The 25369-nt window shown below is 58.9% G+C and carries 31 protein-coding genes, 2 pseudogenes and 1 riboswitch; of the genes and pseudogenes, 12 read left to right on the forward strand and 21 right to left on the reverse strand.

The window, feature by feature from the left end; translation table 11 throughout:
• Positions 1–64: 64 nt before the first annotated feature.
• The 4 genes from GGD53_RS10045 to GGD53_RS10060 all read right to left on the reverse strand — a co-directional run bounded on the left by GGD53_RS10045 (position 65) and on the right by GGD53_RS10060 (position 1535).
• Positions 65–436 (reverse strand): DUF6481 family protein, encoded by a 372-nt coding sequence (locus tag GGD53_RS10045; protein WP_183706732.1) that lies wholly within the window; start codon positions 434–436, stop codon positions 65–67.
• Between the two features lie 156 nt (positions 437–592).
• A complete protein-coding gene (locus GGD53_RS10050) occupies positions 593–802 on the reverse strand; it encodes a cold-shock protein (RefSeq protein WP_088396361.1) in 210 nt (69 codons plus the stop codon).
• A 226-nt stretch (positions 803–1028) separates the two neighbouring features.
• On the reverse strand, positions 1029–1271 hold the full coding sequence (locus GGD53_RS10055; protein ID WP_097599675.1) for a hypothetical protein: 243 nt from the start codon (positions 1269–1271) through the stop codon (positions 1029–1031).
• A 66-nt stretch (positions 1272–1337) separates the two neighbouring features.
• Positions 1338–1535 (reverse strand): hypothetical protein, encoded by a 198-nt coding sequence (locus GGD53_RS10060; RefSeq protein ID WP_184455440.1) that lies wholly within the window; start codon positions 1533–1535, stop codon positions 1338–1340.
• Positions 1536–2185: 650 nt separating this feature from the next.
• On the opposite strand from GGD53_RS10060, the gene GGD53_RS10065 reads away from it, so the two are divergent.
• From GGD53_RS10065 to GGD53_RS10080, 4 genes are all read left to right on the forward strand, one after another.
• Entirely contained in the window at positions 2186–2959 is a 774-nt protein-coding gene (locus tag GGD53_RS10065; RefSeq protein WP_184455442.1) for a hypothetical protein, read from the forward strand.
• Between the two features lie 621 nt (positions 2960–3580).
• Positions 3581–3847 carry a DUF1488 family protein gene (locus GGD53_RS10070; RefSeq protein WP_184455444.1) on the forward strand — a complete coding sequence of 89 codons (267 nt, stop codon included), beginning with the start codon at positions 3581–3583 and terminating at the stop codon, positions 3845–3847.
• 39 nt (positions 3848–3886) lie between these two features.
• Positions 3887–4153, forward strand: a complete 267-nt coding sequence (locus GGD53_RS10075; RefSeq protein ID WP_184455446.1) for a BON domain-containing protein — start codon at positions 3887–3889, stop codon at positions 4151–4153.
• 1402 nt (positions 4154–5555) lie between these two features.
• Positions 5556–5771 carry a DUF982 domain-containing protein gene (locus tag GGD53_RS10080; protein ID WP_425516143.1) on the forward strand — a complete coding sequence of 72 codons (216 nt, stop codon included), beginning with the start codon at positions 5556–5558 and terminating at the stop codon, positions 5769–5771.
• A 586-nt stretch (positions 5772–6357) separates the two neighbouring features.
• Here the strand turns inward: GGD53_RS10080 and GGD53_RS10085 are convergent.
• The 3 genes from GGD53_RS10085 to GGD53_RS10095 form a co-directional block, all read right to left on the reverse strand.
• Entirely contained in the window at positions 6358–6897 is a 540-nt protein-coding gene (locus tag GGD53_RS10085; protein WP_184455450.1) for a hypothetical protein, read from the reverse strand.
• Positions 6898–7647: 750 nt separating this feature from the next.
• Positions 7648–7971 carry an ATPase inhibitor subunit zeta gene (locus GGD53_RS10090; protein ID WP_184455452.1) on the reverse strand — a complete coding sequence of 108 codons (324 nt, stop codon included), beginning with the start codon at positions 7969–7971 and terminating at the stop codon, positions 7648–7650.
• Positions 7968–8294, reverse strand: coding sequence for a hypothetical protein (locus GGD53_RS10095; protein ID WP_432443122.1), 327 nt, complete (start codon positions 8292–8294; stop codon positions 7968–7970). The genes GGD53_RS10090 and GGD53_RS10095 overlap by 4 nt, the downstream gene beginning before the upstream one ends.
• Positions 8295–8720: 426 nt before the next feature.
• Here GGD53_RS10095 and GGD53_RS10100 point away from each other — a divergent pair, with 426 nt between their 5' ends.
• Positions 8721–9080 carry a hypothetical protein gene (locus GGD53_RS10100; RefSeq protein WP_184455454.1) on the forward strand — a complete coding sequence of 120 codons (360 nt, stop codon included), beginning with the start codon at positions 8721–8723 and terminating at the stop codon, positions 9078–9080.
• A 39-nt stretch (positions 9081–9119) separates the two neighbouring features.
• Here GGD53_RS10100 and GGD53_RS10105 read toward each other — a convergent pair whose 3' ends face one another.
• Positions 9120–9335 (reverse strand): hypothetical protein, encoded by a 216-nt coding sequence (locus GGD53_RS10105; RefSeq protein WP_097599683.1) that lies wholly within the window; start codon positions 9333–9335, stop codon positions 9120–9122.
• A gap of 259 nt (positions 9336–9594) precedes the next feature.
• Between GGD53_RS10105 and GGD53_RS10110 the strand changes: the two genes are divergently transcribed.
• The 3 genes from GGD53_RS10110 to GGD53_RS10120 all read left to right on the forward strand — a co-directional run bounded on the left by GGD53_RS10110 (position 9595) and on the right by GGD53_RS10120 (position 11411).
• Positions 9595–10038: a hypothetical protein gene (locus tag GGD53_RS10110; RefSeq protein ID WP_246717732.1), complete on the forward strand. Its 444-nt coding sequence runs from the start codon at positions 9595–9597 to the stop codon at positions 10036–10038.
• Between the two features lie 466 nt (positions 10039–10504).
• Positions 10505–10804, forward strand: a complete 300-nt coding sequence (locus tag GGD53_RS10115; RefSeq protein WP_184455456.1) for a hypothetical protein — start codon at positions 10505–10507, stop codon at positions 10802–10804.
• A gap of 295 nt (positions 10805–11099) precedes the next feature.
• Positions 11100–11411 carry a hypothetical protein gene (locus GGD53_RS10120; RefSeq protein ID WP_184455459.1) on the forward strand — a complete coding sequence of 104 codons (312 nt, stop codon included), beginning with the start codon at positions 11100–11102 and terminating at the stop codon, positions 11409–11411.
• 87 nt (positions 11412–11498) lie between these two features.
• Here GGD53_RS10120 and GGD53_RS10125 read toward each other — a convergent pair whose 3' ends face one another.
• The 6 genes from GGD53_RS10125 to thiC all read right to left on the reverse strand — a co-directional run bounded on the left by GGD53_RS10125 (position 11499) and on the right by thiC (position 16275).
• Entirely contained in the window at positions 11499–11762 is a 264-nt protein-coding gene (locus GGD53_RS10125; RefSeq protein ID WP_097599688.1) for a cold-shock protein, read from the reverse strand.
• Positions 11763–11861: 99 nt separating this feature from the next.
• The gene (locus tag GGD53_RS10130) at positions 11862–12488 is read right to left on the reverse strand and encodes a thiamine phosphate synthase (protein WP_184455462.1); all 627 of its coding nucleotides are present in this window, start codon (positions 12486–12488) and stop codon (positions 11862–11864) included.
• Positions 12485–13258, reverse strand: coding sequence for a thiazole synthase (locus GGD53_RS10135; protein ID WP_184455464.1), 774 nt, complete (start codon positions 13256–13258; stop codon positions 12485–12487). Before GGD53_RS10135 ends, GGD53_RS10130 begins: the two co-directional genes overlap by 4 nt.
• Before the next feature lies 1 nt (position 13259).
• Positions 13260–13457, reverse strand: coding sequence for a sulfur carrier protein ThiS (thiS, locus tag GGD53_RS10140; RefSeq protein WP_085781504.1), 198 nt, complete (start codon positions 13455–13457; stop codon positions 13260–13262).
• On the reverse strand, positions 13454–14440 hold the full coding sequence (gene thiO, locus GGD53_RS10145) for a glycine oxidase ThiO (RefSeq protein WP_184455698.1): 987 nt from the start codon (positions 14438–14440) through the stop codon (positions 13454–13456). The genes thiS and thiO overlap by 4 nt, the downstream gene beginning before the upstream one ends.
• Positions 14441–14442: 2 nt before the next feature.
• Complete coding sequence (thiC, locus tag GGD53_RS10150; protein ID WP_184455467.1) at positions 14443–16275, reverse strand: phosphomethylpyrimidine synthase ThiC; 1833 nt, start codon at positions 16273–16275, stop codon at positions 14443–14445.
• A gap of 95 nt (positions 16276–16370) precedes the next feature.
• A riboswitch (TPP riboswitch) is annotated at positions 16371–16502 on the reverse strand.
• An 89-nt stretch (positions 16503–16591) separates the two neighbouring features.
• On the opposite strand from thiC, the pseudogene GGD53_RS10155 reads away from it, so the two are divergent.
• Positions 16592–17264, forward strand: a pseudogene (locus GGD53_RS10155) (flotillin family protein); the annotation flags it as partial.
• 47 nt (positions 17265–17311) lie between these two features.
• Here GGD53_RS10155 and GGD53_RS10160 read toward each other — a convergent pair.
• Genes GGD53_RS10160 through GGD53_RS10185 form a run of 6 tightly spaced genes read right to left on the reverse strand, consistent with a single transcriptional unit; the run spans position 17312 to position 22356 of the window.
• Positions 17312–17620, reverse strand: coding sequence for a YciI family protein (locus tag GGD53_RS10160; protein WP_184455469.1), 309 nt, complete (start codon positions 17618–17620; stop codon positions 17312–17314).
• The gene (locus GGD53_RS10165) at positions 17617–18465 is read right to left on the reverse strand and encodes a dioxygenase (protein WP_184455471.1); all 849 of its coding nucleotides are present in this window, start codon (positions 18463–18465) and stop codon (positions 17617–17619) included. Before GGD53_RS10165 ends, GGD53_RS10160 begins: the two co-directional genes overlap by 4 nt.
• 20 nt (positions 18466–18485) lie before the next feature.
• Positions 18486–19544, reverse strand: a complete 1059-nt coding sequence (locus tag GGD53_RS10170; RefSeq protein WP_184455474.1) for a maleylacetate reductase — start codon at positions 19542–19544, stop codon at positions 18486–18488.
• Between the two features lies 1 nt (position 19545).
• A complete protein-coding gene (tsdA, locus tag GGD53_RS10175; RefSeq protein WP_184455476.1) occupies positions 19546–20526 on the reverse strand; it encodes a gamma-resorcylate decarboxylase in 981 nt (326 codons plus the stop codon).
• A gap of 47 nt (positions 20527–20573) precedes the next feature.
• A complete protein-coding gene (locus tag GGD53_RS10180) occupies positions 20574–21806 on the reverse strand; it encodes a flavin-dependent monooxygenase (RefSeq protein ID WP_184455478.1) in 1233 nt (410 codons plus the stop codon).
• Positions 21807–21816: 10 nt separating this feature from the next.
• On the reverse strand, positions 21817–22356 hold the full coding sequence (locus tag GGD53_RS10185) for a flavin reductase family protein (protein WP_184455480.1): 540 nt from the start codon (positions 22354–22356) through the stop codon (positions 21817–21819).
• Between the two features lie 205 nt (positions 22357–22561).
• Here GGD53_RS10185 and GGD53_RS10190 point away from each other — a divergent pair, with 205 nt between their 5' ends.
• Positions 22562–23014 carry a MarR family winged helix-turn-helix transcriptional regulator gene (locus GGD53_RS10190; RefSeq protein ID WP_184455482.1) on the forward strand — a complete coding sequence of 151 codons (453 nt, stop codon included), beginning with the start codon at positions 22562–22564 and terminating at the stop codon, positions 23012–23014.
• 181 nt (positions 23015–23195) lie between these two features.
• Entirely contained in the window at positions 23196–24497 is a 1302-nt protein-coding gene (locus GGD53_RS10195) for an MFS transporter (protein WP_184455484.1), read from the forward strand.
• A 45-nt stretch (positions 24498–24542) separates the two neighbouring features.
• On the opposite strand, the gene GGD53_RS10200 is transcribed toward GGD53_RS10195, so the two are convergent.
• On the reverse strand, positions 24543–24821 hold the full coding sequence (locus GGD53_RS10200) for a hypothetical protein (protein ID WP_184455486.1): 279 nt from the start codon (positions 24819–24821) through the stop codon (positions 24543–24545).
• Positions 24822–24965: 144 nt separating this feature from the next.
• Here GGD53_RS10200 and GGD53_RS10205 point away from each other — a divergent pair.
• Positions 24966–25222 (forward strand): annotated as a pseudogene (locus tag GGD53_RS10205) (flotillin family protein); the annotation flags it as partial.
• Positions 25223–25369: the final 147 nt, after the last annotated feature.

Genomic DNA, 25369 nt, shown 5'->3' on the forward strand with positions numbered 1-25369 from the left:
GGTTTTCTGATTCCTTTGGGACGACGATGCAAATTGGCAGGAGCCACGGTCGGATGTTCATCCGTCAAGCGCGACGAGCCTTACGTGCGGCATAGCGCCGGTCGCGCTCGGCCTTGCGTGCCGCTTCATCGGCGACGACACGTGCGATTCGGTTATTGGCTTCCAACTGGCGAGCCTCCGCCTCTGCTCTTTGATGAGCCTCGGCAACATCGGCTAATGCGGCAGCTTCCTGAAGGAGGCGGTCATTTTCCGCCGCCTTCATCGCATCGCGCTCGGCGCGACGCGCAGTCCTGGCCGAAGCAATTGCCGCCAACCGTTCTTGCATTACAGGGTCGGTCGGCTTCGGAGCCGACTCAAATTTTGCAATCAGCTGACGTCTGGCGCTTTCGGCGGACTTACGACGTTCTGAAAAGGGGGTGTCGCCTGAGTGTTTCAATCGATGTCCTTGCCCAACAGGATAGTCCAGGCCGCTACGCTTCAAGACATACGCTGTTCACTTCTTGAATGAAAAAGGCCAGACATCTGCCTGGCCTTCAACTGCCCTTGCCAGCCACGCCAGTACCTCCGTGGTCGCAGCGGCTATAAGAGCCTTTTAGGCCGCTTGGAGCTGGCCTGCAGACATTTTGCCGGACTTGCGGTCATGCTCCAATTGAAAGCCGAGCTTCTGGCCTTCAGCGATTGAACTCATTCCCGCGCGTTCAACGGCAGAGATGTGAACGAAGACGTCAGCGCTCCCGTCGTCAGGCTGTATGAAGCCAAAGCCTTTGGTGGCGTTGAACCATTTTACTGTGCCAGTGGTCATGATAAACCCTTTCATCGGCATACATTTAATCGCCCGCCGAGCGGCGCGCGGCGGTGTTTCGACTTTTGAAGGGAGAGTTGATCAAGAGGCGCAGAGCGCAGCCAAACAAATATCGGCAAACAAAGTATCGATGTCTGCAGGGATAGACTGGAGATCCTTCCCCGTCAACCTCTTGTTTTCACCTTCTCGCAATTTCCACTTCTGCGAGCAATCCCGTGTGATGCGTTTAAGGTCGGCGCGTCAGCGGATAAGCGTCGGCTTCATAGAGTTTGCGCATCTGCAAACCATCGAAGCGCGCCTCCTCGACTTCGAGCACGGATCCACGGAGGAGAGAAGCCGGCATGTCCTCGATCGCAAAGCGAAGAGCTTCGGCGACGGAATCGAACCTCTTGTAGACGAGGCTGCCTCTTCTGTTGATTGTCTTGCACGGGTAAAGCCCCGCGCCAGCATTATAATCGAAAACGGTCATAACTTAATCCTTGCGGCGTGAGCGATCGTCGAGGACAGTCGATCTTTGCCGTTCCATCTTGCGGTATCAACGGAAAAAAGAAGCCAGTCCAACCGTTCCGCCAGTCCGTTTTTCGAGACGCTGCTGCATCTCGGCAAGCTTCGTCGCGCGCCTCCGGAGAGCTTGCCTGCTGAGGAAATCCTGCAGCTTTGCTGCATCCGATCCTTGTTCTGGCTTGGAGCGCTTGAACATGCTTTCGGCGGCATGGCGGGTGGTGTTGGTCATTATGGCATCCTCAGTGTGGCTGCGGGACGAATACATCCGGAACAAACCGCTCCAGCCAGTATGGCGGAGTTCGCAACGTTCGCAAAATCAGGGTTTGCCAAGCAACCGACGCAGCCGGGAGGATCAGGTAGCCGAAAGGCTGAAAACGTGCCCTGTATGTAAGGTTTCAATCAGCCTCATTCAAGGCACCACATGAATAGCGAAAGCTTGCTTGCCAAAGGCGGAAATGAAGTCCAGGGTGCGATGTCGGCTGCAACTGGTCAGGGCGCTGCCGCCTGAGGGACAAGAGCGCGCCCTAGCCCCGACAAGAGGAGGACGCGATGACGTCCCGATCCTCGCATGCCTGCTTCCTGCTCTACTTCCAGAAAATGCTCCTGAACGCCAACGGCGAAAGCAAGCGCAAACCAGGCAATCGGAAAGCGCATAGGACCTTTCCCATGGTCCGCAACAGAGGACAGCTTCATGGCTCGTCACCTGTCGGTCGCGGGATGTGGGCCGGCGCGCCCATTTTTCCTGAGAAAGCTCCCGAGAAAAAGCCAAGGCTCTGGTAGCGTCGCACGGTATCTGTCCTTCCCTCTTTACTGCCCTTCAGAGTTATTTCTTGGAATTAGGACCAGGAGATCGCAGATGCAGGCCTTTGGAGACAACTTATGCGCCAATCATATTACAGGGCGCTGGCCCTGATGATGACCATCCCCCTGCATTCTGCATCGGGACTCAGCTCCTCGGCGCTCGGCCAGACCTCAAGGTCGGTGCCTGAAAATGCCCAGGCAAGCCGCTATGGCCTCGGCTGGGAATGCAATCGTGGTTTTCGAAGGCAGGATGACGCCTGCTTTAAGGTGAAGCTTCCCGACAACGCGTTTCTGACGAACTCCTCCTTTGGCAAGGGCTGGGATTGCCATTACGGCTTTCTGGAGAAGGGGAACCAGTGCCTCACCGTCCAAGTTCCGGCCAATGCATATCTCGACCCATATTTCGGCGATCGCTGGAGATGCCTGCGTGGATACCGTCAAACCAATGTGGGTTGCGACCCTATCAAAGTCCCGGAGAAAGCATTCCTGTCCGATAATACCACAGGATCCGGCTGGGAATGCGAAAGAGGTTATCGCGCGCTACAACAAGCATGTCTCAAGCTCGAACTCCCCGCCCACTCATATCTGACATCCGCCGGAAATGAGTGGAGGTGTGATAGAGGCTTTGAAAACAAGGATCAGACGTGTGTCGCTGTCGAGGTTCCGGAGAATGCCATCTTCGTCGACGCGCCCCACGGACTGAAATGGAAGTGCGACCGCGGCTTCGAGCCGAGGGGCAATCAATGCCTGCAGCTCAAGCTTCCCGAAAACGCACATCTTAACTCGACGGGAAACGGATGGGACTGTAATCGTCCGTACCAGCTTCGCGGTGGCGCCTGCATGATCGAATGACAATCAGCTGAAGTCTACCTCGGTGCCACCCTCGCCGTCTAAATAGCTGATGATTTTTCACTCTGCTCGTTTTTTCTATCGGAAAGCAAACGGCTGGGCGCCGAAGACGGAAACTCCAGAAGAGCGACGAGATTACTGTCAGCGCGTAAATGAAATCTTCCAATTCCGACACTATATCGTCATCATAACAGCGGGTATCACGATGAACCGTCTGCAGGAGTTTTCGATCAGACCAAATGGGGATCGATGGTGCGAAACGCGGACGCCGTAGAAAGGTTTCATAACCTGCCCCCGTTCGGCCCGAACGCGATGCTCTCGTCGCAGCCCTCCTCAAGCGCAGACAGATTCCAGCCAGCCACGAACTCTCCTCTGACCCTACATTGCAATTCGAGGGCCGCGCCCCATATTTCTTACGACCGGAGCTGCGAAGGAGCAGCCGTCGTTCCGGGATTCGGCACCCCGACAGCAGGTAGCCGGACAGGAGGAAGGTCTCCTGCATCTGTAGCACAGCGGCAACCTGACCAGCCCTGCCGCGCCTCAGTGAGCCGGCGGAAGTTCAATGACATGATCTGCTACAGTCCAGTGTGACCTGGCATGACCAATCCCTCCGGGAGAGAATGCGTGACACTGACCTTTCCTAATAGAAGTCGCAGTTTCGACGAGAGCCGGAATGCCGTTCGCTTCTCCGGATATGACGGAATGTTCGAGGTGCGGTTTTTGATTGAAGCCAATGCATTGCGGACCGCAAGCCAGGCCGCCCGCTCCGAAGACGAGTGCTTGAGAGCCTTTGATATGGCGCGCGATGCCATTTTGGATGCGGCCACCCATGCATACGGCAACGGCCGCAAGAACCAACATATCCTGACGGCGCGGGATATCCGCCGATAGGCTATTACACCCGACAAGGGCCGCGCAGGAGGCGAAACGATGTCAGTCGACAGAAAACATCTCAGCGTCGCGAGCCGCGTAGCAACCCGGCATCCCGACCAGGACGATCTTGAATCGGCGGTCTACAGCGCGCTTGCCGATTTCGGCGATCTGGACTCCAGCTATATCTTCGTCACCGCACGCGGCAGCGATATCACGCTGGCCGGGTGGGTGCATGTGCAAGCGGAGGTGTTGTTGGCGGAGGAGATTACGCTGGGAACGAAGGGCGTGCACAAGGTTCATAATGAGCTGTCGCCGGATTTGTGAGGCGAATCCGTCCGGCATTATTTCGCTCGGAGCGCATCCGCGCCGTGTTCCGGCCCTGACCGGGAGCAAGCGAACGAGCTGCGAATTGCGTCTACAAAGGCGCGGTGCCAAGGACTTTGCCGCCGCGAATACCGCAGGAATTACAGTTGGCTGCTTTGAAAAGCGGGCTCGCTTTCAGCTTCTCAAAGCGAGCCTCCCGAGTTGCTACTATCAGACGTCTATTTGCGTCCACCACTAGGACGGGATTTGGCACCTGTTCCGCCTGCGGTCTTGGCGTCGGGAGCTTGCCCGAAGTTTGTTCCGCCCAAGTGCCCGCCACCGCTTGTGTTCGCGGCCTGGCGTTGAGTTCTGCGCTGGATCTCAGCCGCATTGGTTTTGCTCATTGTCAATTCCTTTTCGTCGCATGAGTGATCGCTGCCGGACGTCGCCCGGAAGACCGAAGTTCGATTTTGAGAGAAAAGGTTTGCTTGACGCCAAATCGGCGCGAAACGAAGCTCGACTAGCAAACTCGATGTGGCAACCTGAGCCGCCATTGTGTTTAAACGAAGTTCTCGGCCAGCGGGCCGGCCAACAAAAAAGGCCGGAGCGAGACCGCACCGACCTTCCTCACATCGCTACTCGTACCAGTGCCAGTACATCCGTGGTCAAAAGCAGAAAGCGATTGCGGCAATTGCGAGCGACAGATGCTTCCAGCGCTCATCAGCAATGCCGATGGGTGCCATATAGGCACTCGCTGCATGAAACGCAACCGCAATTTTTGGTTTTGTTAAAGATATCTTATAAAAATTCAAATTGCGTGATTCACATTGCATCCGGAGCCGCGCTCAGGCATGGTCACTTCGTCAGCAGCCAATGTTACGGGCGCTGCTGCATCAGGGCTCAGAGCCCTCGCCCCAAATTGAAGGAGGACCGGAAATGTCTTCCGAACACGTCCATATCTTAAATTCCAGAGACCTCACAATGCTGCGAGGCGTCTTGGATGCGGCTGGATACAATTCAGCCAGAAGCGTCGCCCATCCTGAGCGATACAGCGCGGCAGCGAAGTTGCTTATCCACCGTTTCCAATATGGGATGACCTCTGCCGACGACCTTTCCAGGGAGCTGGAAAGGTGTTTCGGCGAGCCAATTTCGTCGAAGTCTCCGCCAAGCTTTGAGCGGACACGCGCCTCCATTCAGGGACGACGGCCTGTTCGATAAACCTCCGACAACCGTAGTACTTATCGGCCCTCCCAGTATGGTAAGGCGATAGCATGGAACAACGCGTCAAGGCGGTGGTTGGGGTGTGGATTGCACGGGTGAGGAACGTTTCTCCCTCATGTCGTACTCCGGCTAACTGTGAGATCCACTATTTCTCAAATGTGGAATCGGAGACTGTGTGTCGACATCAGCGTGGCTGCTCTTAGTGGTTGAACGCAATCAGGTGCGGCATACTATTGCGTCCGCAGATGAAGCCCTTGACATGCTTTTTAAGAATTGGCCGGTGACGAGCGGTAGCGCTTTCTTCATGGCAATGGAGGCCTGTGCGGGCACGGTAGAGGGCATAGTAACCGAAGGGGAAGCCCAGTCCGCATTCCTTGCAGCAGCTTTTGACGCGCGAGTCGCGGTTCGGATCGCCTAGCTCTTGACTTAAAAGTACTGCCAATTTCCTCGTCTTCGGTCATAACAACCGGGAGGCGGCGTCCGAGGCAGGTCACGGAAGGCCGCAATGGTAAGCGCAAATCGCCGCCTCTGCGTGGCTTGGCGGCGTCGAAAACAGAGATTGTCAAACCGCTGCGGAGGTACCTCGCCACTTTCGCCAGGCCGGTCCGCAAGTATGGGAATCAATGCATCGCGTTCTTGCCCAATGGGCGCCGAACGCCTCGCGCGGCGTCGGTTGCTTAGCGGTAGCATACCGATCGATTTTTGGAGTGCTCATTCGCTCCGCCAGGATTTTGCCCTCTCCACCTGCTCTTTCTGCAAGCGGTGGTCTCTGAAGAGTGCATCGTCAATCTCGCCTCGGGTAAAGGCATCTGCTGTCGTTAGGGTTCTGCGTCTCGATGGGAGGAATTTCAAGACGAGCGGCGTTAGTTTTATAGGCCAGGAACGACACGTCCTCCAGTGCATCTTCCTTCTCGCCGAGCCGGTAAGTGCCCGGCGCGAGAGGAGACACGAGTGAGCCGATGTTGAATGCGTTATCAAATCACATGAACGTCTCAAGTTTCTGCTCATGTGACGCGCCAACAAAACTGCTCTCGTTCTTTTCGCTGTCGTTTAAGGTGGGCGGTCTTAATTATTCGATCGGTGTCGGCCCGGCGAGTGATCGCTTTCGATACCGCGCTTGTTCGCTGATCGTCATCCGGGTCCTTCGCAGCCCAATCCGATTTGAATACCGCGAGGCTGCGACTAGCCAGTTCTGTGGCCACCTCTAACGGAACATCCGCCAGCTCCGCGGATCCAATGTTAGGGGCGGGATTGGACGCTGCCGGGAGCGGAATGCCTTGAATCGAGAACCGGTTGAACAAGGGGCGAGAGTAACGCGGAGCCGGCATCTGCGGGCGTCCGAAGACCATTTCCAGGTCTTTTTTCAGTTCTTCAGGATTTCGCGTTCCCGCCCGAAAGAGGGTAATGAGAAGCCTTGCAGCGATGTTGTGGAGCCGCGGCGGTGGTGAGACATTTCCGGAATAGCCCGCTTCGTGCAAGACGTCTTGCAGCAGGCGCAAATCGGCGGATGTAAGATGGGAAGTTTCCTGTTCGGAAGACATCATGCCCTCCTTCTGTTGGGGCGAGGACTATTGAAAGCCCTCAATCGGCAGTGCCCGTTCAGTGGCTACCGAGAAAGAAACCTTGCTCCCTGTCAGGTCATATAGCAAATGGATTCGAGCATCTGGAGGCAACGCAGACACGCAACACCCGATCATCCTGCCGGGAGGCAATTGTCGCGTCGAATGTTCGATCGCTCAGATGAATGAGGAGCGCAATAATTCGCGAAAGTGCGCATGCAACAGTCCCAGCAAGCAGCCCGCCCAACGTTTGACCAGTGACGGTCGAAATCGGCGTTCTTGGGAATAGGTAACGAGCTAGTCCTTGCCGCCGCAGTGCCAGCCTTCCGCGCTGCTCACGTCTCTTCTTAGAGACACCAACATCCAAATCCGCTTCATAGATTTCGCGGAAAGTCGCACCCCAAACCGCGATGCCTTTCTCCGCAAGAGATGGAGCCCGCAAAGCGCGCTTGCCGGTTCCAGCGATCTCGACTCCAGCTATATCTTCGTCATCGCACGCGGCAGCGATATCACGCTGCCGGGTGGGTGCATGTGCAAGCGGAGGTGTTGTTGGCGGAGGAGATTACGCTGAGAACGAAGGGTGTGCACAAGGTTCATAATGAGCTGTCGCCGGATTTGTGAGGCGAACCCATGGCACTATTTCCATCGGCGCGCATCCGCGCCGTGTTCCCGCCCTGACTGGGAGCAAGCCCGGCACGCTGCCGGGTTTTCGTTAACCGCAGATGGATCTCCCGATCACAGAGGCGGTTGGCGGACGAGGTCCTGCATGGCGGCGACGCTCAAAGCCTCCATGCGTTCCCGCAAGGCTTGCTCATCGACATTCTTGCTGGCCAAGCGTAAATCTGCCAGGATCTTGGCAATCACGCCCTCATCGTCAGCGCCTGCCATCCTGACATTGAAGATCTCCCCGGCATAGGCTTCGGCATCGGCAGTGCCCGTCATGCCGCAGATCCAGACCGCCAGCAGGCGGTCGCGGCGCGATCGCACCTTGAAGGCAATTTCCGAATTCAGGAAATAGATCTGCTCCAAGGCTTTCTCACGGTCTTCGATGGCATTCATCGGGACAGCTCCTCAGTCGCATTCGTTGCTGCCAAGAGATCAGCGAGCGCCGTCGGCTCGATCCGGACGATCCTGCGCAAGCGGTTCCCCTGAGCAATCGACGGCAGATGGATGTAGGTTGCGACGCGGCGGTAGGCAAGCCAAGACAGACCTTCGATCGGCTCTTCATCCTGCGCGATCTTGTAATCGCCGGCCGGATGCATCTCGCCAGCCAGATCGGGCAGCGCGAAAGGGGCGGAGAAGTGCACGATGGTGTTCGTCGTGCGTGTAGATGATATGTCCATGGACATGGTGACAGGCTCCAGTTGAATACGGTCAGCCAAGCGCGTGATTACTTCCTACAGGGCATTGGCAGAGCGATCGGAATTCAGGCCGATGATGGCCCGCAAGCTTCTGGCACCTGCGAGAGCCACAGGGCCAAACGACATAGAGATTCCTACGCCCCAATTGCGTCGCAACTGGGATGAAATGCTAAACTGAAGGTTTTGTTCAAGCTCGATTGGCAAGATCTGGAATTATAATATTATTGGTTGATGGAACTAAATTGAACTAATCTTCAGTAATGACCTATTTGCCTTTTTATTGTGTTATTTTCCTGAAATATAAGATGCTGCAATTCCAAGATCGGATTTGCGAAAATATGCGCCACCTTAGCGAGCCCGCTCGACACGCGGGGGGGCCCGCCCTAAAAGGGCGTCGCTGCGTGAACGGCAGGCTCGTGGCCTCACAATAAAACGGAGGGCATCTAAATGTCGAAACATAACAACGCCAAGCGCTTTGCTGCCCGTGATCGCGACGACGCCAACGGCAAGCGCCCGGATGGCAATCCCTCGGCCAAGGAATTGATCGCCCATGCCGTCGCCGCACGCACCGACCTCGCCGTGCCGCCCGAGGGAGCTCGCGCAGTTGACGAACGCCGTGAAGCAAAGAAGCCGCGGCATCGGTTCACAAAGCGCCAAAGCACTGAGGTCGATGACAAGAGCATGGGTGTCCGGGACCTTCCCACAATGAGAGAACTCGAGCAGGCGCGGACCGATCACAGCCGGAAGATCGCCAGCCAGGAAGCTGATAGGCGTGCCGAGGAGCCTGACGAGAAGGCTGCGGAGTGAACAAGCGGGAAGCCCGTCAACCGCCCCGAGTGCGCAGGCTCAGCGTTCCAATCGGATCGACGCCTGAATCAGATCCTGATGGAAGCAATGCTTGCGTAGATCCTCTGTCAATTTGACCAGCCTTTCGTTGGCCAGCCCAGCGGGCTCGCCTCGCGTCAGCATTCCGTCGATCAGGCTCTGCTGAGCGCAGATCATCTGCCGGTCGATAGTCACCTGCCGGCGCGCGAGTTCCAGGTCCTTCGGGGAATAGGTCATGAGAGACTATATCATACAGGCAGATGAAAGTAGGATTCAATTCGGAGCCGCCTCGGTACTATCGCGGCCGCCAGGTGAGTTGATATCGCTGAACGAGCCGAGGAGAGCCCACGCCTCTCGCCCCGTGACCTAGTAGCTCCGCAACGAGAATTATATGGTTGCGTGGCACCGCGTTAGCCGCTTTCGCCTTGGATAAGGCACAATAGAGGCGCATGTTGGCATATCGGCAGCCAATGAAACGGGCGCTACCGATCAAGGGGTGGCTCCCTTCGCCCCAATCAAGGGAGGACAAGATGTCTTCCACCTTCAAGCACCCTTCCCATATCGCGGCATATGGCGACTTCTTATTCAGGGCTTCCATCCTGGCGAGCTTCGCCGTCATCATCAGTTTAATTTTGAGAGGCTGGTTATGGTAGTAATCATCACAACCGGAATTCCGACGAAACGCGACGAGAATTGGCGGCTCCGGTCCATCCTCAAGCGCGCGGACTACGCGACGACAGATCTCGTTGCTTCAGAACATGGCGACCATCACGAAGAGGTGATGATGATACGGCGCATCAAGGCGGCGACGATTCCCGCGCCCGCCTACCCCTCTTCGAGACGGCGGAAGCTGCATGCCGATCCTGAGGCTTTGGCATCATGGGAAAACGAAGGGGGCGCCACGCGAGATGTGGACGCGCCTACGGACAAGAAGAATTGATGACCCGCGAGGCAATTGAGCATGGAATGCCGGATTGGCGATCAGGCTCGGTGGTCGAAAGCCCAGCCCCTCTTAGTCTTTGGTGATGCTGAAATTCTGCCCATGTTGCAAAGACCTGCAGCGATCATGCCGTCGCAGGCGTGATGTCCGCATGCTGTCGCATTGCTCCAGCTCGGAAAGAGGTGATCGAGCGATTTCCGGTTCACCGACTTCATTCGGAGTTAGGACGGCATGTGCGTAGGTCCTTTTACGTCCTTCTGGCCCTGATGATTGAACCTGGAAAGAGATGATTGCGAAAAATCACCACATTGGGACGCACAGGTCTGACCGCTTTCTCCTCATCCCACAATATTCAGTTTGCCAGCCGTATCGATTAGGCGCATGGTAGGTCTTCAGTAGCTGTTTCTCAGGGCGCTACTGCGTGGAGGTCGGTTTCTGCCTTCGCCCCAAATTGAAGGAGGACAACATGTCTTCCAATCTCAACATGTCTGTGCGGACCTCTGACCTGGCTGTATTGCAGGGCGTCCTTGACGACGCAGGATACGATTGCACAAGCAGCCTTGCAGACCCGAAACATTACAACGTTGCCGTCAGACTGCTGTTCAAGCTTTATCACGACGGAATGACCTCGCCCGCCGCCCTCTCTATCGAACTCAGCCGGCACTTCGGAAAAACACCACTGTCCTCGAAATCATCCGCGGAGTTCGAAAACAATCGCAAGCGGATTCAGGGTATCCGTTCAGCCGTTAAAGGCCGTGTTGGGTAACTTCTCGCAAAGCTCATTCGACGAAGGCCTTACCAACGCGATGGAGGGTTGCATGCCGGCGCCGTTCGAACAGCTAGACGACCTTCTCATCGCCCCCGGCGCAAGCGTCGGAGGCGCAGGAAGTCGTTGACTCTCCGTGCCATGAACTACCTGCAGCGAAAGTGCACACGGCGCCGGATTGCGCCGGCGGTCCAAGCCGTTCACTCAAGACCTTGCTGCTGCGCTTGCGAAACCATAATGCGCAACAGCCCGCCGGGAAGCGGCACAATAATGGGCACCGTCAGAGGAGGCTAGAATGCCAGAAGCACCAAACGAATTTGCGGCCAGTCCAAACGGAGACAAATGGTATCTCGAACATAACGAAACAGCGAACCAGCATACTGTCATCCATCGCGCCAACGATGCCTCCGGCGGCACTGTGACGAGATGGCCGATTTCGAGCTTTCTGGAGCACTTCGGCGATCATCCGCAAGGTCAGGCTCTTCGCGAGGCATTGCACGATGCTGGATCAGCTGAGCAGGAAGTACCGAGTGAACATACGCCCGTTGTGCAGAAACTGGTGACTTCTTTCCCTTGGTCCCGCAAAACGCAACACGTTGAGGATTGAGTACGCTCTCACTTACCTGAAAGGGTAGCCCCACGGGCGGTCTCAGGCTCGGCATATGCAAACGATGTCAGCAGGGTCGTCGAAAAATTACTGGCGCGGTCCTTGACGAGGACCTCCGTCCACTCGTCTGTACCCCTTCAAGCAGACTGAAGATTGCCAGGCCGACATCTTGCCGGACTTGTCGTCATGCTCCAAGTCGTAGCCGTTCTTCTGGCCTTTGACGATTTCGCGCACGCCAGCGCGTTCCACGGCAGAAATATGGACGAACGCGTCCCGGCCGCCGTTGTCAGGCTGAATGAAACCGAGCTCATTAGTGGAATTGAACAGATCCGGCGTCCGCCTCGCAAGCAAACGGAGCAACCGAAAAGTCGAATTTCGTGAGGTAGTTGAGTATATGGATAATACCCGCGCCGGCAGGATCGAAGGCTTCCCCGTTGCCGGCGGGATGTATCAACCTTCATCCTCATTCGCGCGCCGCCACGGCGCGGTTGCGGCCAGCCATTGCCGCGTGCGGGCCTCGGGATCCGCGTTGCGGGTGATATCGGTGACCACGGCAGCACCATCGGCGCCTTTTTCCAGCACCAGCGGCGCGCGTTCGGCAGTGATCCCCCCAATGGCGACGAGCGGTATCGCGCCGACGCGCCGGCGCCAGTCCGCAACACGTTCAATGCCTTGCGGCGCCCATTTCATCTGTTTGAGAATCGTCGGCCAGACCGGTCCGAGCGCAACGTAATCCGGCTCTGCCGCCAGCGCCGTCTCCAGCTCCGCTATGTCGTGGGTGGATAGGCCGAGCTTCAGGCCGGCGCGACGAATGGCATTCCTGTCGGCGGCCATCAGGTCTTCCTGCCCGAGATGAATGAAGTCGCATCCTTCATCGATCGCCAGCTTCCAATGGTCATTGACGACCAATTGGCAACCTGCTGCCGCACAGGCAGCCTTCGAACGCCGGATCTCCGCGCGAAGCACGGAGTCCGGACAATCCTTGATGCGCAGCTGGACGAGTTTGACGCCGAGTGGCACGAGACGCTCGACCCATTCGGCGCTGTCGACGATGAGATAGAAGGGGTCTAGCTTCATGAGAAGACTGCCTTGCCGATGACGGGGGTGGATGGGACGGCGATGTCGCGTGGCTCCAGCGGTATGGCCCCATGCGCCAGGCGGCCGGCATCGATCGCAAGCGCGAAGGCCTCGGCAATGCTGGCGGGATCTCCGGCGCCGGCAACGGCAGTGTTGAGGAGAACGGCATCATAACCGTACTCCATGACGGTGGCGGCGTGAGACGGGCGGCCGATGCCGGCATCGATAATCAGCGGCACATCCGGAAAGTGCGCCCGGAACGATCGCAGCGCCATCGGGTTCAGCGGCCCTTGAGCGGAACCGATCGGCGCGCACCAGGGCATCAGAACACGGCAGCCGGCATCCAGCAGCCTTTCGGCGACGACAAGGTCGTCGGTCGTATAGGGGAAGACCTGAAAGCCCTCGCCGGTCAGGATGCGGGCCGCTTCGACAAGGCCGAAGACGTCAGGCTGCAACGTATCGTGATGACCGATGACTTCGAGCTTGATCCAGTCGGTGCGGAAGACGTCGCGCGCCATCTTCGCCGTCAACACGGCCTCCTGCACGCTGTGACATCCGGCCGTATTCGGCAGCACTTGCACGCCAAGCTCGCGGATTAGGTCGAAGAAGGCGCCGCCTGCTTTGCCGCCGGCGGCTTCGCGGCGAAGCGAAACGGTGACGATCTCGGTCTTCGAGCGCTTGACCGCCTCTGCAAGCACAGCTGGAGACGGATAGCGGGCGGTGCCGAGCAGCAGTCGGGAGCGGACTTCAACACCATAAAGTTTCAGCATCTCAGCCTCCTTGCATGGGTGAGAGAATTTCGATGCGGTCGCGTTCGCCGAGCCTGAAATCGCCGCGGTCCTCGCGGTGCACCAGCTCGCCGTTGACAGCGGTTGCCAGCCATTCGCCTTCGTAGTCGAGAGCGAGAAGAAGATCTGCGAGCGTCGCGGCCGCGACCTCCTGTTCCTCGCCGTTTATGATGAAGGTCATGAGGCCCTCCTTTCCGAGTGCTTGCCTTCTCCAAGAAGAAGCCGCGCCACCTCGCCTGCCATGGCCGGCGCCAGCAGAAAACCGTGGCGGTAGAGGCCGTTGACATGGACCGTGCGCCCCTCCTGCGTCACACGCGGCAGATTGTCGGGATAAGCCGGCCGCACGCCTGCGCCGGTTTCCGTAACCCGTGCCTCGCCGAAGGCAGGATTGAGGGTATAGGCGGCATTCAGCAACTCCATCAGCGAACGCGCGGTGATCGGGCCGGTATCGTCACTTTCGATCATCGTCGCCCCGATCATGAAACGATTTCTTTCGCGCGGCACGATATAGATCGGATGGCGCGGATGCAGCAGGCGAACGGGGCGAGAGAGAGTCACTTCGTTCGTTTCGACGCAGAGCATCTCTCCGCGAACGCCGCGCAAGCCGGGCAGAAGGCCGATCTGAGCAGCCCCGGTGCAGTCGATCACGCGATCGTAAGAGGCAAGGTCAGCATCGCCCGTGGCGCCGAATGTGAGACGCATGCGGGCTTCCTCAAGTCCGGCGGCGAGCCCCGAGAGCGCTTGGCGCGGATCGAGATGCGCTTCCTGCCGGAAGAACAATGCCCTGCGGAAGCGGCCGGCGAGATCCGGTTCAAGAGCCGCGATCGCCGGCTCGTCCAGCCATTCCCATCCGCTTGTCCGGCGACAAAAGCGGTCGAGCTCACCGGCATCGCGCCCGGCCGCCACGACAAGCGTTCCCCGGCGATGGATATGGCCGGGCAGTGCTGCCTCCCACCAATCGGCGGCCAGACGGCCGAGCGCCAGGACCGGCTCCTCCGCGCTTTCCCGTTCGCACCATGGGGCCAGCATGCCGCCGGCAAAGCCGGAAGCGCCGGCGCCGACCGTGCCGGCGTGCTCAGCGATGCTGACCTGCAAACCATGCCGGTAGAGCTGCCAGGCAACGGTGAGGCCGGCAACGCCGGCCCCCTTGACGAGAATATGCATCATCATTCTCCGGCAGGCGTTTTCGCAGCCTCGGCGACCGGCATGTAGAGATCGCCGCCGTCGCGATACCTGGCGGCCATGGCTTCCAGCCCTTCTTTCTGGGCTTCGGCGCGAATGTCGTGGGAAATGCGCATCGAACAGAATTTCGGGCCGCACATCGAACAGAAATGCGCCACCTTGTGGGCCTCCTTCGGCAAAGTCTCATCATGGAAGGAACGCGCCGTTTCCGGATCGAGGGAGAGGTTGAACTGGTCTTCCCAGCGGAATTCGAAGCGTGCCCGCGACAGCGCATCGTCACGGATGCGGGCGGCCGGATGGCCCTTGGCAAGATCGGCGGCATGCGCGGCGATCTTGTAGGTGATGACACCGGTCTTGACGTCGCTGCGGTCGGGCAGGCCCAGATGCTCCTTCGGCGTGACGTAGCAGAGCATCGCCGTGCCGAACCAGCCGATCATGGCTGCTCCGATGCCGGAGGTGATGTGATCGTAGCCCGGCGCAATGTCGGTCGTCAGCGGTCCGAGCGTATAGAAGGGAGCCTCGCCGCAGACCTCGAGCTGCTTGTCCATATTCTCCTTGATCTTGTGCATCGGCACGTGGCCGGGGCCTTCGATCATCACCTGGCAGTCCTTGGTCCAGGCGATCTTGGTCAGTTCGCCGAGGGTTTCGAGCTCGGCAAATTGCGCGGCGTCATTGGCATCGGCGATCGAGCCGGGGCGAAGGCCGTCTCCAAGCGAGAAGGACACGTCATAAGCGCGGCAGATGTCGCAGATTTCCTCGAAATGCTCGTAGAGGAAGCTCTCCTTGTGGTGATGCAGACACCACTTGGCCATGATCGAGCCGCCGCGTGAGACGATGCCGGTAACACGATTGACGGTGAGCGGAATATAGGCAAGTCGCACGCCCGCATGAATGGTGAAATAATCGACGCCCTGCTCGGCCTGTTCGATCAGCGTGTCGCGATAGACTTCCCAACTGAGATCCTCGGCAATGCCGTTCACCTTTTCAAGCGCCTGGTAGAGCGGCACCGTTCCGATCGGGACCGGCGAATTGCGTATGATCCATTCCCGGATGTTGTGAATGTTGCGGCCGGTGGACAGGTCCATGACCGTGTCGGCGCCCCAGCGGATCGCCCAGACCATCTTTTCCACTTCTTCCGCCATCGACGAGGTGACGGCCGAGTTGCCGATATTGGCGTTGATCTTCACCAAGAAATTCCGGCCGATGATCATCGGTTCGGATTCCGGATGGTTGATATTGGCGGGGATGATCGCCCTGCCCTCGGCGACTTCGCGCCGCACGAATTCGGGTGTTACGAAATCCGGAACATGTGCACCAAAGCTCTCGCCGTCGCGCGCAAGCGCTTCCTTCGCTGCCTGCCGGCCGAGGTTTTCACGAATTGCGACGAACTCCATTTCTGGCGTGACGATGCCGGCCCGCGCATAGGCGAGTTGGGTGACGGCGCGGCCTGCCTTTGCCTTGAGCGGCGTGTTACGACGCGGGAATTCCGGCGTCAGCCGCTCGCCTGTGACAAAACCATTATCTTCAGGCTTCACCACCCGGCCTTCATAGGCTTCCACGTCGCCCCGCGCCCTGATCCAGCTCTCGCGCAAACGCGGCAGCCCGGCGTCGATCGAGACGGAATGGGCCGGGTCGGTATAGGGACCGGAGGAATCATAGACCGTTACCGGCGGTTCGCCGGAGGTGGGGTGAAGGCTGATTTCGCGCATCGGCACGCGAAGATCCGGATAGAGTGCTCCGGGCTTGGCGATCTTGGTCGAGGCCGGAAGCGGGCCGGTGGTGACGACCGGAGTAAGCTTGGGTGCGGCAATATTCATGGGTGAGGCTCCAAGGTTTGACGTTTGGAGACCCAGTTCCAGTGTTGGAATGATGGAAAGACGCCTTAAGCGACAAAGCGAAAATCCGCCCGACAGCCGCAGCGTCCGCACCGTCCCTACGCCAGTATGAACTGGATCAGGTTCAACGGGTCACTGCGCCACAACAGGCAAAGCCGTATTGTTCAGCAGAATCTCAGCCCCTTGCCGGGACACCCCTGGTGAATGCTCGGCATCAAAGACCGGAGTGGCCCTGATGTCAAGCCAACGCTCACGCGTTCTCATCCGGACCGTTTGAGTCGGCCGCCTCGAGCTGTAGGAGGTGCTGATCGGTACGCCTCGCGCCAGCAATGGCCAGAACAGCATCGCATATCCTCATCCAGCTGCGCGAACGTCAGATCGCCGTTGAAAAGGTCGAGACTTATAAATTGCAGGAAGCAGCGGCGATTCAGGAGCGCACATTGCGCGAGAAGGAAGCGCTCGCCGAACAGCAGGCCAAGATCACGACGTCGGCGCTCACCATCGAGATCAGCCAGAACGAAGGCAAGGCGCAACTCGCCCGCACCCGCCAGCAGGCAGAGACCATTCAGGTCACCGCCAAGGTCGAAGCGGAAAAGGTCCGGCTCGCCGGCCTCGGTGAGGCCGACCGGATCAGGGCGATCGCACTTGCAGATGCCGAGCGTATCAAGGCGACCGGCCTTGCCGATGCCCAGAAGGTACGCGCCGTCGGTCTGGTGGAAGCCGAGGCCACCGAGAAGAAGGTCGCGGCCTTCGGCGGTCCGGACTATCAGCTCCACTCGCAGGTGCTGATGCGCTTTGCCGAAGCGATTGAAAACGGCAAGCTGCCGCTCGTGCCGCAGATCCAGATCGCCGGTGCCGGCGGCGACAAGGGCGGCGCCAACGGCCTGGTGGAAATGATGCTGTCGATGCTGGTCGCTGACCGGCTTGGACGACAGGGTGCCCCGGCTATGGTGCCAGCGCCGGCCGAATAACATTGATTGTGGATGGGCCGGTCATGCCGGCCCATTTTTCTTCCTGCCTAAAACGCTGGTCGGAAACTCTCGCGAAGAATTCCGAAAGTGGGCCGCCATTCGAATAGATCGACCCTTGTGTACACGCCGGAGCCGACGAAGGGGTCTCCCGCGCTGAACGCCTCGAACTCGGCCAGCGTTTCGACTTCCGCAATTACGACGGCGGTAGAAGCCCTGCCCTCGGCCGGCGGTGCAGACGGGCCGGAAAGCATGATGCGGATCGCCGCGCCGCGCAGATAGGCCTTGTGTTCCTCGATCAATCGGGAACGTTCGGCCGCCCTGCCGGGGTCGCATACGGCATAGCGGACAACGATCATTGTTTATTCCAGACCGGCGTCAGCACGAAATCGAAATCGGAGCGCCAGACCGTCGGACGATCGATACGCTCGAAAGGCGCGACCAGGCTGTTTTTGACACCAAACACCGTATCGGATTCCAGATAGGGATCGTTGCCGACAAAAGTGTGGGTTACGAGCTTCTGATAACCTGGAGCCGTGATCAGGTAGTGGGTATGGGCGGGACGGTAGGGATGGCGGCCGAGCGAGGCCAGCATCTGGCCGACCGGACCGTCATCCGGGATCGGATAGGAGACCGGCTTGATGCCGACGAAGCTATAGGCGCCATCTGCACCGGTGATGAAAATGCCCCGGTTGTTCCATTTCGGCTGGATATCCGGCTGCTGGACGTCGTAGAAGCCATCGGCATTATCCGACCATACGTCGATCCGGGCTCCCTCGATCGGATGAGCATCGAGATCCAGCACTCGCCCGATGAAGAGGCAAGTCTCACCCTTGCCGTCGAGCGAGATGTTTTCGCCCATCTGGCGGACGGGCGCCCCTTCGATATGAAACGGTCCAAACACGGTATTTTCCGTGGCGCCCGGCGGACGCCGGTTATTGATCGCATCCACCAGCATCGAGAAACCCAGCGTATCGCTGAGCAGGATGAATTCCTGTCGCTGGTCATGACAGAGATGGCCGGTCCGGGTCAGGAAGCGTATGGCCAGCTCCCATTCCTCCTGGGTCAGGCTGATATCCTTGGCAAAGGCATGCAAATGCTTGACAAGCGACGCCATGACTTCGGCCAGACGTGGATTGATGTCCGGCCCCATCCGCGTGTTGACGGCTTCCGCGGATCTCTCTTCGCTGAAATATTCAGGCACGTGGCCCTCCTCCTAACGCGTTAACGCGGCCGTGCGCCCTCCCAGGCGCTCTGCAGCAAAGCCCGGATCGCTTTTCCTTCGATCGGGCGCGGGTTCCAGTAGGGATTCCCAGTGGCAAGTTCTGCCGCATGATCCAGATCGGCTTCCTTCATACCCAGATCCCGCAGCGCCATCGGGGCACCGATCGAAGCGGCAAAATCATAAAGACCGCTGCCCAGCGAGCCGCCAAAAAGATCGGCAGCGGGCTTGAGCGCATCCGTTGCGGCTGCGGCATTGTAGGCAGCGGAATGGGGCAGAATGACCGCATGGGTTTCTGCATGCGGCAGATCGAAGCTACCGCCCAGCGTATGGCAAAGCTTGTGATGCAGGGCCATTCCAACGGCTCCGAGCACCGTGCCGCACAGCCAGGAGCCGTAAAGCGCTTCGCTTCTGGATTCGATATCCCTCGGGGCATTGACGATTTGCGGCAAAGCCTGCTTCAGCGCGCGCAAGCCCTCGACCGCCATCATCGACGAAATGGGATTGCGATCCTGCGCATAGAGCCCTTCGACCGCATGCGCCATGGCATTGAGCCCGCTGCTGACGCTGATGTTGACCGGCAATCCCAATGTCAATTCAGGGTCGTAGATCACCACCTCAGGCAGGATGCCGGGGCCGCGGACCGTGGTCTTCTGTCCGTTCTCCGTCTGGCCGAGGATCGGAGTAACCTCCGACCCCGCATAGGTCGTTGCCACCACGATCTGTGGTGCGTCGTTGCGATAGGCGATTGCCTTGCCGAGACCGATCGTCGATCCACCGCCGATCGCGACCACGCAATCCGCACCGGCCTTCTCGTATGCCGCCATCGCGCGCTCGGTCACATCGACCGGCGTGTGCATGACAGCACCGTCGAATAGTCCCGCCGCAAGCGGGCCGAGGGAAGCAGCGATGCGCTGAGCGTCGGCTTTCTGGTGCGGGGTCGAAAGGATCAGGGCGCGCTTGCCGCCCTGCCCTGTAATCGCCTCGGCGAGGCGACTGACCGAACCGCTCCCGAAGATGACCTGGGCTGCGCTGACCGTGTATCTGAAAGGTGCGACCATGTTATCGATCGAGCTTGAACAGTGAAACTGCATTGGTGCGACCGATTTTCAGACGGTCGGCTTCGGAGATGGTGGCGCTGTCGAACCAGTTTGCAGCGTGGTCGACGTTTTCGAATGGCCAGTCTGTCGAAAACAGAATTCTGTCCGCGCCGATTTCCAGCATAGCATCGATCAGCGATTGCGTGCGGAAATTCCCCGACGTCGTAATGTAGAAATTCTCGTTGAAATAATCGGCAATCGGGCGTTTGGCCGGATAGTTCTTTTCCACCTTGACCCACGCATTCCGGTTGTCGATGCGCCACATCATGTACGGCAGTCCTTCGCCCATATGACCGACGATGATCCGCAAAGCCGGGTGCTCGTCAAACAGGCCGGATCCCATCAGGCGCAGCGCATGAACAGCGGTCTCCTGCGCGAACGCCCATGTCGGACCCATCAGCCAGGAATGGCCGGCATAGATCCGGCTATCCTGCGGCAGCGGGTTGCGCGGGTGCAGATAGAAAGGAATGTTGAGTTTTTCGACTTCGGCCCAGAACGGACGGTATTGCGGCAGATCGTAGTAGAGCGGCGTTGTTCCGTCGCCTTCCTGCGAGAAGCCGTTGACCAATGCGCCGACGAAACCCATCGTCGTCACGCAGCGCTGCAATTCCTGCGCAGCGGCATCCGGATCCTGCAGCGGCAAAGCTGCAAATCCCAGAAAACGGTTCGGGTTTTTAGCGCATTGCTCGGCCAGAAAGTCGTTGGCGCGTCGGGAAATCTCCAGGGCCTGAGCCCTGTCCGGGATCGCTTGCACGGCTGGTGCGTTCAGCGACAGGATCATTTTCTCGATACCGTGAGCATCCATCAGCCGCAAACGCTTGTCCTGGATATCCAGGAGACGGGCGGACAGTTCCGTCCAGTAGTCGCCCGGCACGAATCCGGCCGAATCCTGCAGCGTCTCGGGAATGGCGAAATGTTCTTCAAGCGCGATCTTGCCTTGCACGATATGCTCTCTTTCCTGTCTTCAATCGAAATAATGAGGATGGCGGATCAGAATTGTCCCTTGGGCGGAAGACCGAGCAGTTGCTGGCCGACCATGGTTCCGACGGCATCCCAGTTCATGGAAATGTGGCGCCCGACGGCATTTGCATCGCGCCATGCCCGCTGCACGGGATTGGACATCTGCAGGCCGAGGCCGCCGGTCGATGCATTGAGTGCTTCGACGGCCCGAAGCGCCAGGCTGACCGCAAAAGACTGGCTGCGGCGGGCAAGAATCCGATCTTCCTCGGTGATCTCGCCGGTGCCATCCGCGCGGGCCTGGGCCAGTTGCTGCGCCCTGGCAATATCGCGCAGGATGATTTCGCGGGCAGCATCCACGGATGCGGAGGCTTCCGCCACGCGGAGCTGGATCGTCGGAAATTCGGCGATCTTGTTGTTGCCGCCGGCAACCGCACCCCGTGTCACCCTGGTGCCGATGTGGTCGATATAGCTATCCAATGCGCCCTTCGCCGCACCGACGGCCGCGCTGCCGAGGCAGAACGGAATTCCCATGAGGAGCGGCATGTTGAAGAGGCCGATACCTTTATAGAAGCGCCCGCCCGGCGTTCTTCCGGAGGTCGCGTCCGGAAAGCTCAGTATGCGATATTGCGGAACGAAGACATTCTTGAGGATCAGGCTTTTTGAGCCGGTGCCCGCAAGGCCGACCACATCCCATGTCTCGGCAATGGTATAATCGCTGGCGGGAACCAGAAGGAACGCCGGCATAGGACGCTCCCCCTCGCCGTTTGGCGGAATGATCGCCGCACATAGGGCCCACTGGGCATTTTCGCATCCGCTCGCGAAGGCCCAATCGCCGGATAGACGGAAACCGCCCTCGACGCGTTCAGCCATTCGGACCGGCGCGTAGGAACCGCAGAGCAGCGCATCCGGATTGCTGCCCCACACGTCCTGCTGGACCCTTTCCTCGAACATGGCGAGGAGCCATTGATGTGCGGAAAGGAGGCCGGCGACCCAGCCGGTGGAGGCACAGGCCGCCGACAGTTCGATATTTGCATCGACAAGCTCGGCAAACGATCCTTCGTTGCCGCCGAAACGGGCGGGCTTGACGATATCGAAATAGCCGGCGGAGCGCAGCAGATCGATATTGCGCGCCGGCACGCGACCGGATTTTTCGGTTTCGCGGGCGCCGGCACGGATTTCGTCCAGCACCGTGGCGATGCGATCTGCAAGACATGCGTTCTCGACCCGCATTGCGGCGGGAAACAGGGCAGCTGTATTGTTCATGGAACGACCTTCAGTTCTGGGATGTGGGAAGCGCGTGCTGTGGTGCGCAATATTTCGAGTTTTCGTACATCAGCGGGATCGTGTCTTGGGAAAGGCGTGTATCCACCACCTGCCCGATGAAGATCGTGTGCGTCCCGTAGGGAACCGCACCCATGCGGCGGCAGACAACCGAGGCATGAGCGGAATCAAGCACCATCATGCCGCGCTCATGGCGAACCCAATCGGCAGCCTCGAACCGACGTTCAGGCGCAATCTTGCCGCTGAAACCTTCCGACAGGGCGGCCTGCCTGTCGGTCAGAATGCTGACTGCAAATTCCGGCACCTCAAGCAGCATGTCATGCAGGTAGGTGCGATTGTTCAGGCAGATGAGGAGAGATGGCGGATCCATCGAAAGTGACGTAACGGCAGTTGCCGTCATTCCATGGTCCGTACCGTTGCGGCAGGCGGAAATGATCGTCACCGTCGCCGGGAAACGGCGCATGGTCGATCGAAACGCATCGCTGATCGGTGCGGGGGCCGGCACTATGCCGAGAGCAGCAGTGGCAGACATGATTTCCTCCCGTGTTTCCTCGCCGTCAGAATTATTGCATTTGCAACTGTTGTCAACGCAAATCTAGAAGTCAAGCGGGAAAAATGTTTGATCTACCCCGCCATTGTCGGCGGCTGAAAGCCAATCATGTTGTCATCCCGGTCATTTAGGTGCATGTCGGAGAGATCGTTCAGTAAGCGCCCCGAATCCGCCAGCAGACAGAGATATGTACAAACTTACCGATTCCGTTCCGTATCTTCTCAATCGCGCCGGCGTGCGGATAGCCGAGGTGTTCGCGCAGAGAATTGCCGAAGACGATCTCAGCGTGGCGATGTACCGGGTTCTGGCGATGCTCAAGGAGCGCCGGGAGAGCACCCTGGGGGATCTCGCCGACGTCGTCTCTGTCGAGATTTCGACGCTTTCGCGCCTGGTCGGCACACTGGCCAAGCGTAAGCTGGTGTCGAGAACACGTCCGGAAGACAACGGCCGTATCGTCATCGTCAGGCTGACCCCGCAGGGCGAGGCGCTGACGGAAAGGCTCATGCCGCTTGCCGTGGAGCTTGAACGCACCGCGGTTCACGGCATGTCGGCCGAGGAGGTCGCAGCCCTGAAGAACGCGCTGCGCCGCATGCATAGCAACCTGCCGGCAATATCCGCAAAGGGAAAAGTTGCCGGCTGAAAAGTTTGCAGTTGCAAATATTTTATTCGCAAGTATCTAATAGCGTGGCATCGTTGTCTTGACATCGCCCGCTCGCGGGTGAGTCTGGCGCTGGGAGGAACCACGCCGGCAATGATCCAGGAGGATTTGTACATGGATCGACGCGGACCTGCCGCTGGCAGGAGCGTACTTCCTGTACGCAATGTATGGGGAGGGAAAATTGGCCATACAAGATCTCGCTATTTTCAACGAACGCGTTCGCAGCCCGAATATTATCATCGCCCTTTGCGGTCTGCTGATCCTGTTCGACGGTTATGATCTGATCGTATACGGCGCAGTTGCGCCGGCGCTGCTCGGTGAAGCAAGCTGGGGCTTGACGCCCGGCATGGTCGGACGAGCTGCCTCCATCACCCTGTTCGGCATGCTGCTCGGCGCGCTCGTTGCGGGAACACTCGCCGACAGGATAGGCCGTCGCAAGGTCATCATCGGCAGCCTGCTGAGCTTCTCGGTTATGATGATCGGCAGCGGTCTGGCGCCCAACTTTCTCATTTTCGAGGCAACCCGCTTTCTCGCCGGTCTGGGCCTCGGCGCTCTTTTTCCGACAGTAACCGCGTTGATCATCGAGTTTTCCCCGCCGAAACGGAAGGCGATCGCCTATTCGATTGCTCTTCTCGGTTATCTCGCCGGCGGCATCATCTCGGGTATGCTCGGAATGTTGCTGATACAGAAATACGGATGGCGCCCATTGATGATCATCGGCGGCGCACCGATCCTGCTTCTGCCTTTCTTCATCCGCCTCATCCCCGAGTCCCCCGAATGGCTGGCAACGAAAAACCGCCAGGCCGAAGCCAACCAGATCGCAAACCAGTACGGACTGCCCAATCCCCTAGCCAGGCCCGTTGGACAACGCCAGGTCGGCACCCGGTCGCTGTTTTCCGAAGGTCGCCTGCTGCCGACCTTGAACGCATGGGGCATCCACTTCTGTTCGCTTCTGCTGACATTCGGAATGGTCAACTGGCTCCCGACCATTATGAACAAAATGGGCTACGACCTCGGTTCTGCCCTGCTCTTCTCCGTGACGCTCAATCTCGGAGCCGCAGTCGGCCTGCTGATTGGCGCAAGGATTGCCGACCGTGGAAATGTCAAAATCGTCGTGGCAGGTCTGTTTCTTCTTGGAGCCTGCTCGATCTGGTTGCTGACGCAGGTGGATCAGGGCCTCCAGGTTTACGCTCTCGTCGCACTTGCAGGGACGGGAACGATCGGCACGCAGATCCTCGCCAATATTCTCGTTGGAAACCTCTATCCGGTCGAGATCCGCGGAACCGGCCTTGGCTTCTCGCTCGGCATCGGCCGTATCGGAGGCATGATAGGACCGGCCATCGGCGGTGCGGTTCTGGGTGCGGGCCTTGCTCCGCAGTGGAACTTCTACATCTTCGCTTCGGTCGGAGCCTTGGGATGCGTCCTCGCACTCATGACATTGCTGTATCCCAAAAAGGCTGAGTGATGCCGGATTGTCGGCAGGTTCACCATCCGGAACCTGCCGACAATACTAATGAACCATTCCAGGTTTCGCCCTGTTGGTGAACTGGTGGACGAGCATGATGCCCTGCTCAAGCAGCAGTTCGGCCGCCCGCAGATTGTGTGGCGCAAGCTCCCCCGAAAGTCCGCGGATCGTATTGGCGATGCAGACGGAGTTGGCGACGAAACGGGCGTCGCCCTCCCCTTCGGCCTCCTCGGCGGTCGCCTCCAAGGCGTCGGCGACGGTGTCGAGCAGGCTCGACCTTTCAACAAGCGTCATGTCGTTCAGAGTCTTCGAAATGCCGTTCATGATTATCTCCTCGCGCGAGCCCGAGGCGGGCCGCAGCGCCGATTTTCTCGATGTGAGTCAGATGGCTGTGACTGTCAGATGGAGATGCATGTCTTCAGAAGCAACGCATGGCTGCCGCGCGCTTCACGCATGCGTGCAGCGCGGCTCGAGACCACCGAGAAGAAAGTCGCGGCCTTTGGCGGGCCGGACTATCAGCTTAATTCGCAGGTCCTCATGCGCTTTGCCGAAGCGATCGAAAATGACCCGGTCCGCTCGTGCCGCAGATCCAGATCGGCGGCGCCGACAGCGAAAAAGGCGTCACCAACGGTCTTGTGGAAATGATGCTGTCGATGCCGGTCGCCGATCGGCTTGGACAGCAGCGGGCGCCGGCTGCAGTGCCGGCGCCGATCGAGCAGCATTGATTGTGGATGGGCCGGTTCCGCCGGCCCATTTTACTCGCCAGGACGCTGCCGCCATGCTCTGAATATTCGTGGCACGGTCTCATGTTTCGCTGACGGGCAATAACGTCCGACGGCGCCTGCTGGATCACTCTATCGCAACACCATTCT

This window comes from Rhizobium aethiopicum, assembly GCF_014197535.1.
Taxonomy (GTDB): Bacteria; Pseudomonadota; Alphaproteobacteria; order Rhizobiales; family Rhizobiaceae; genus Rhizobium; species Rhizobium aethiopicum_A.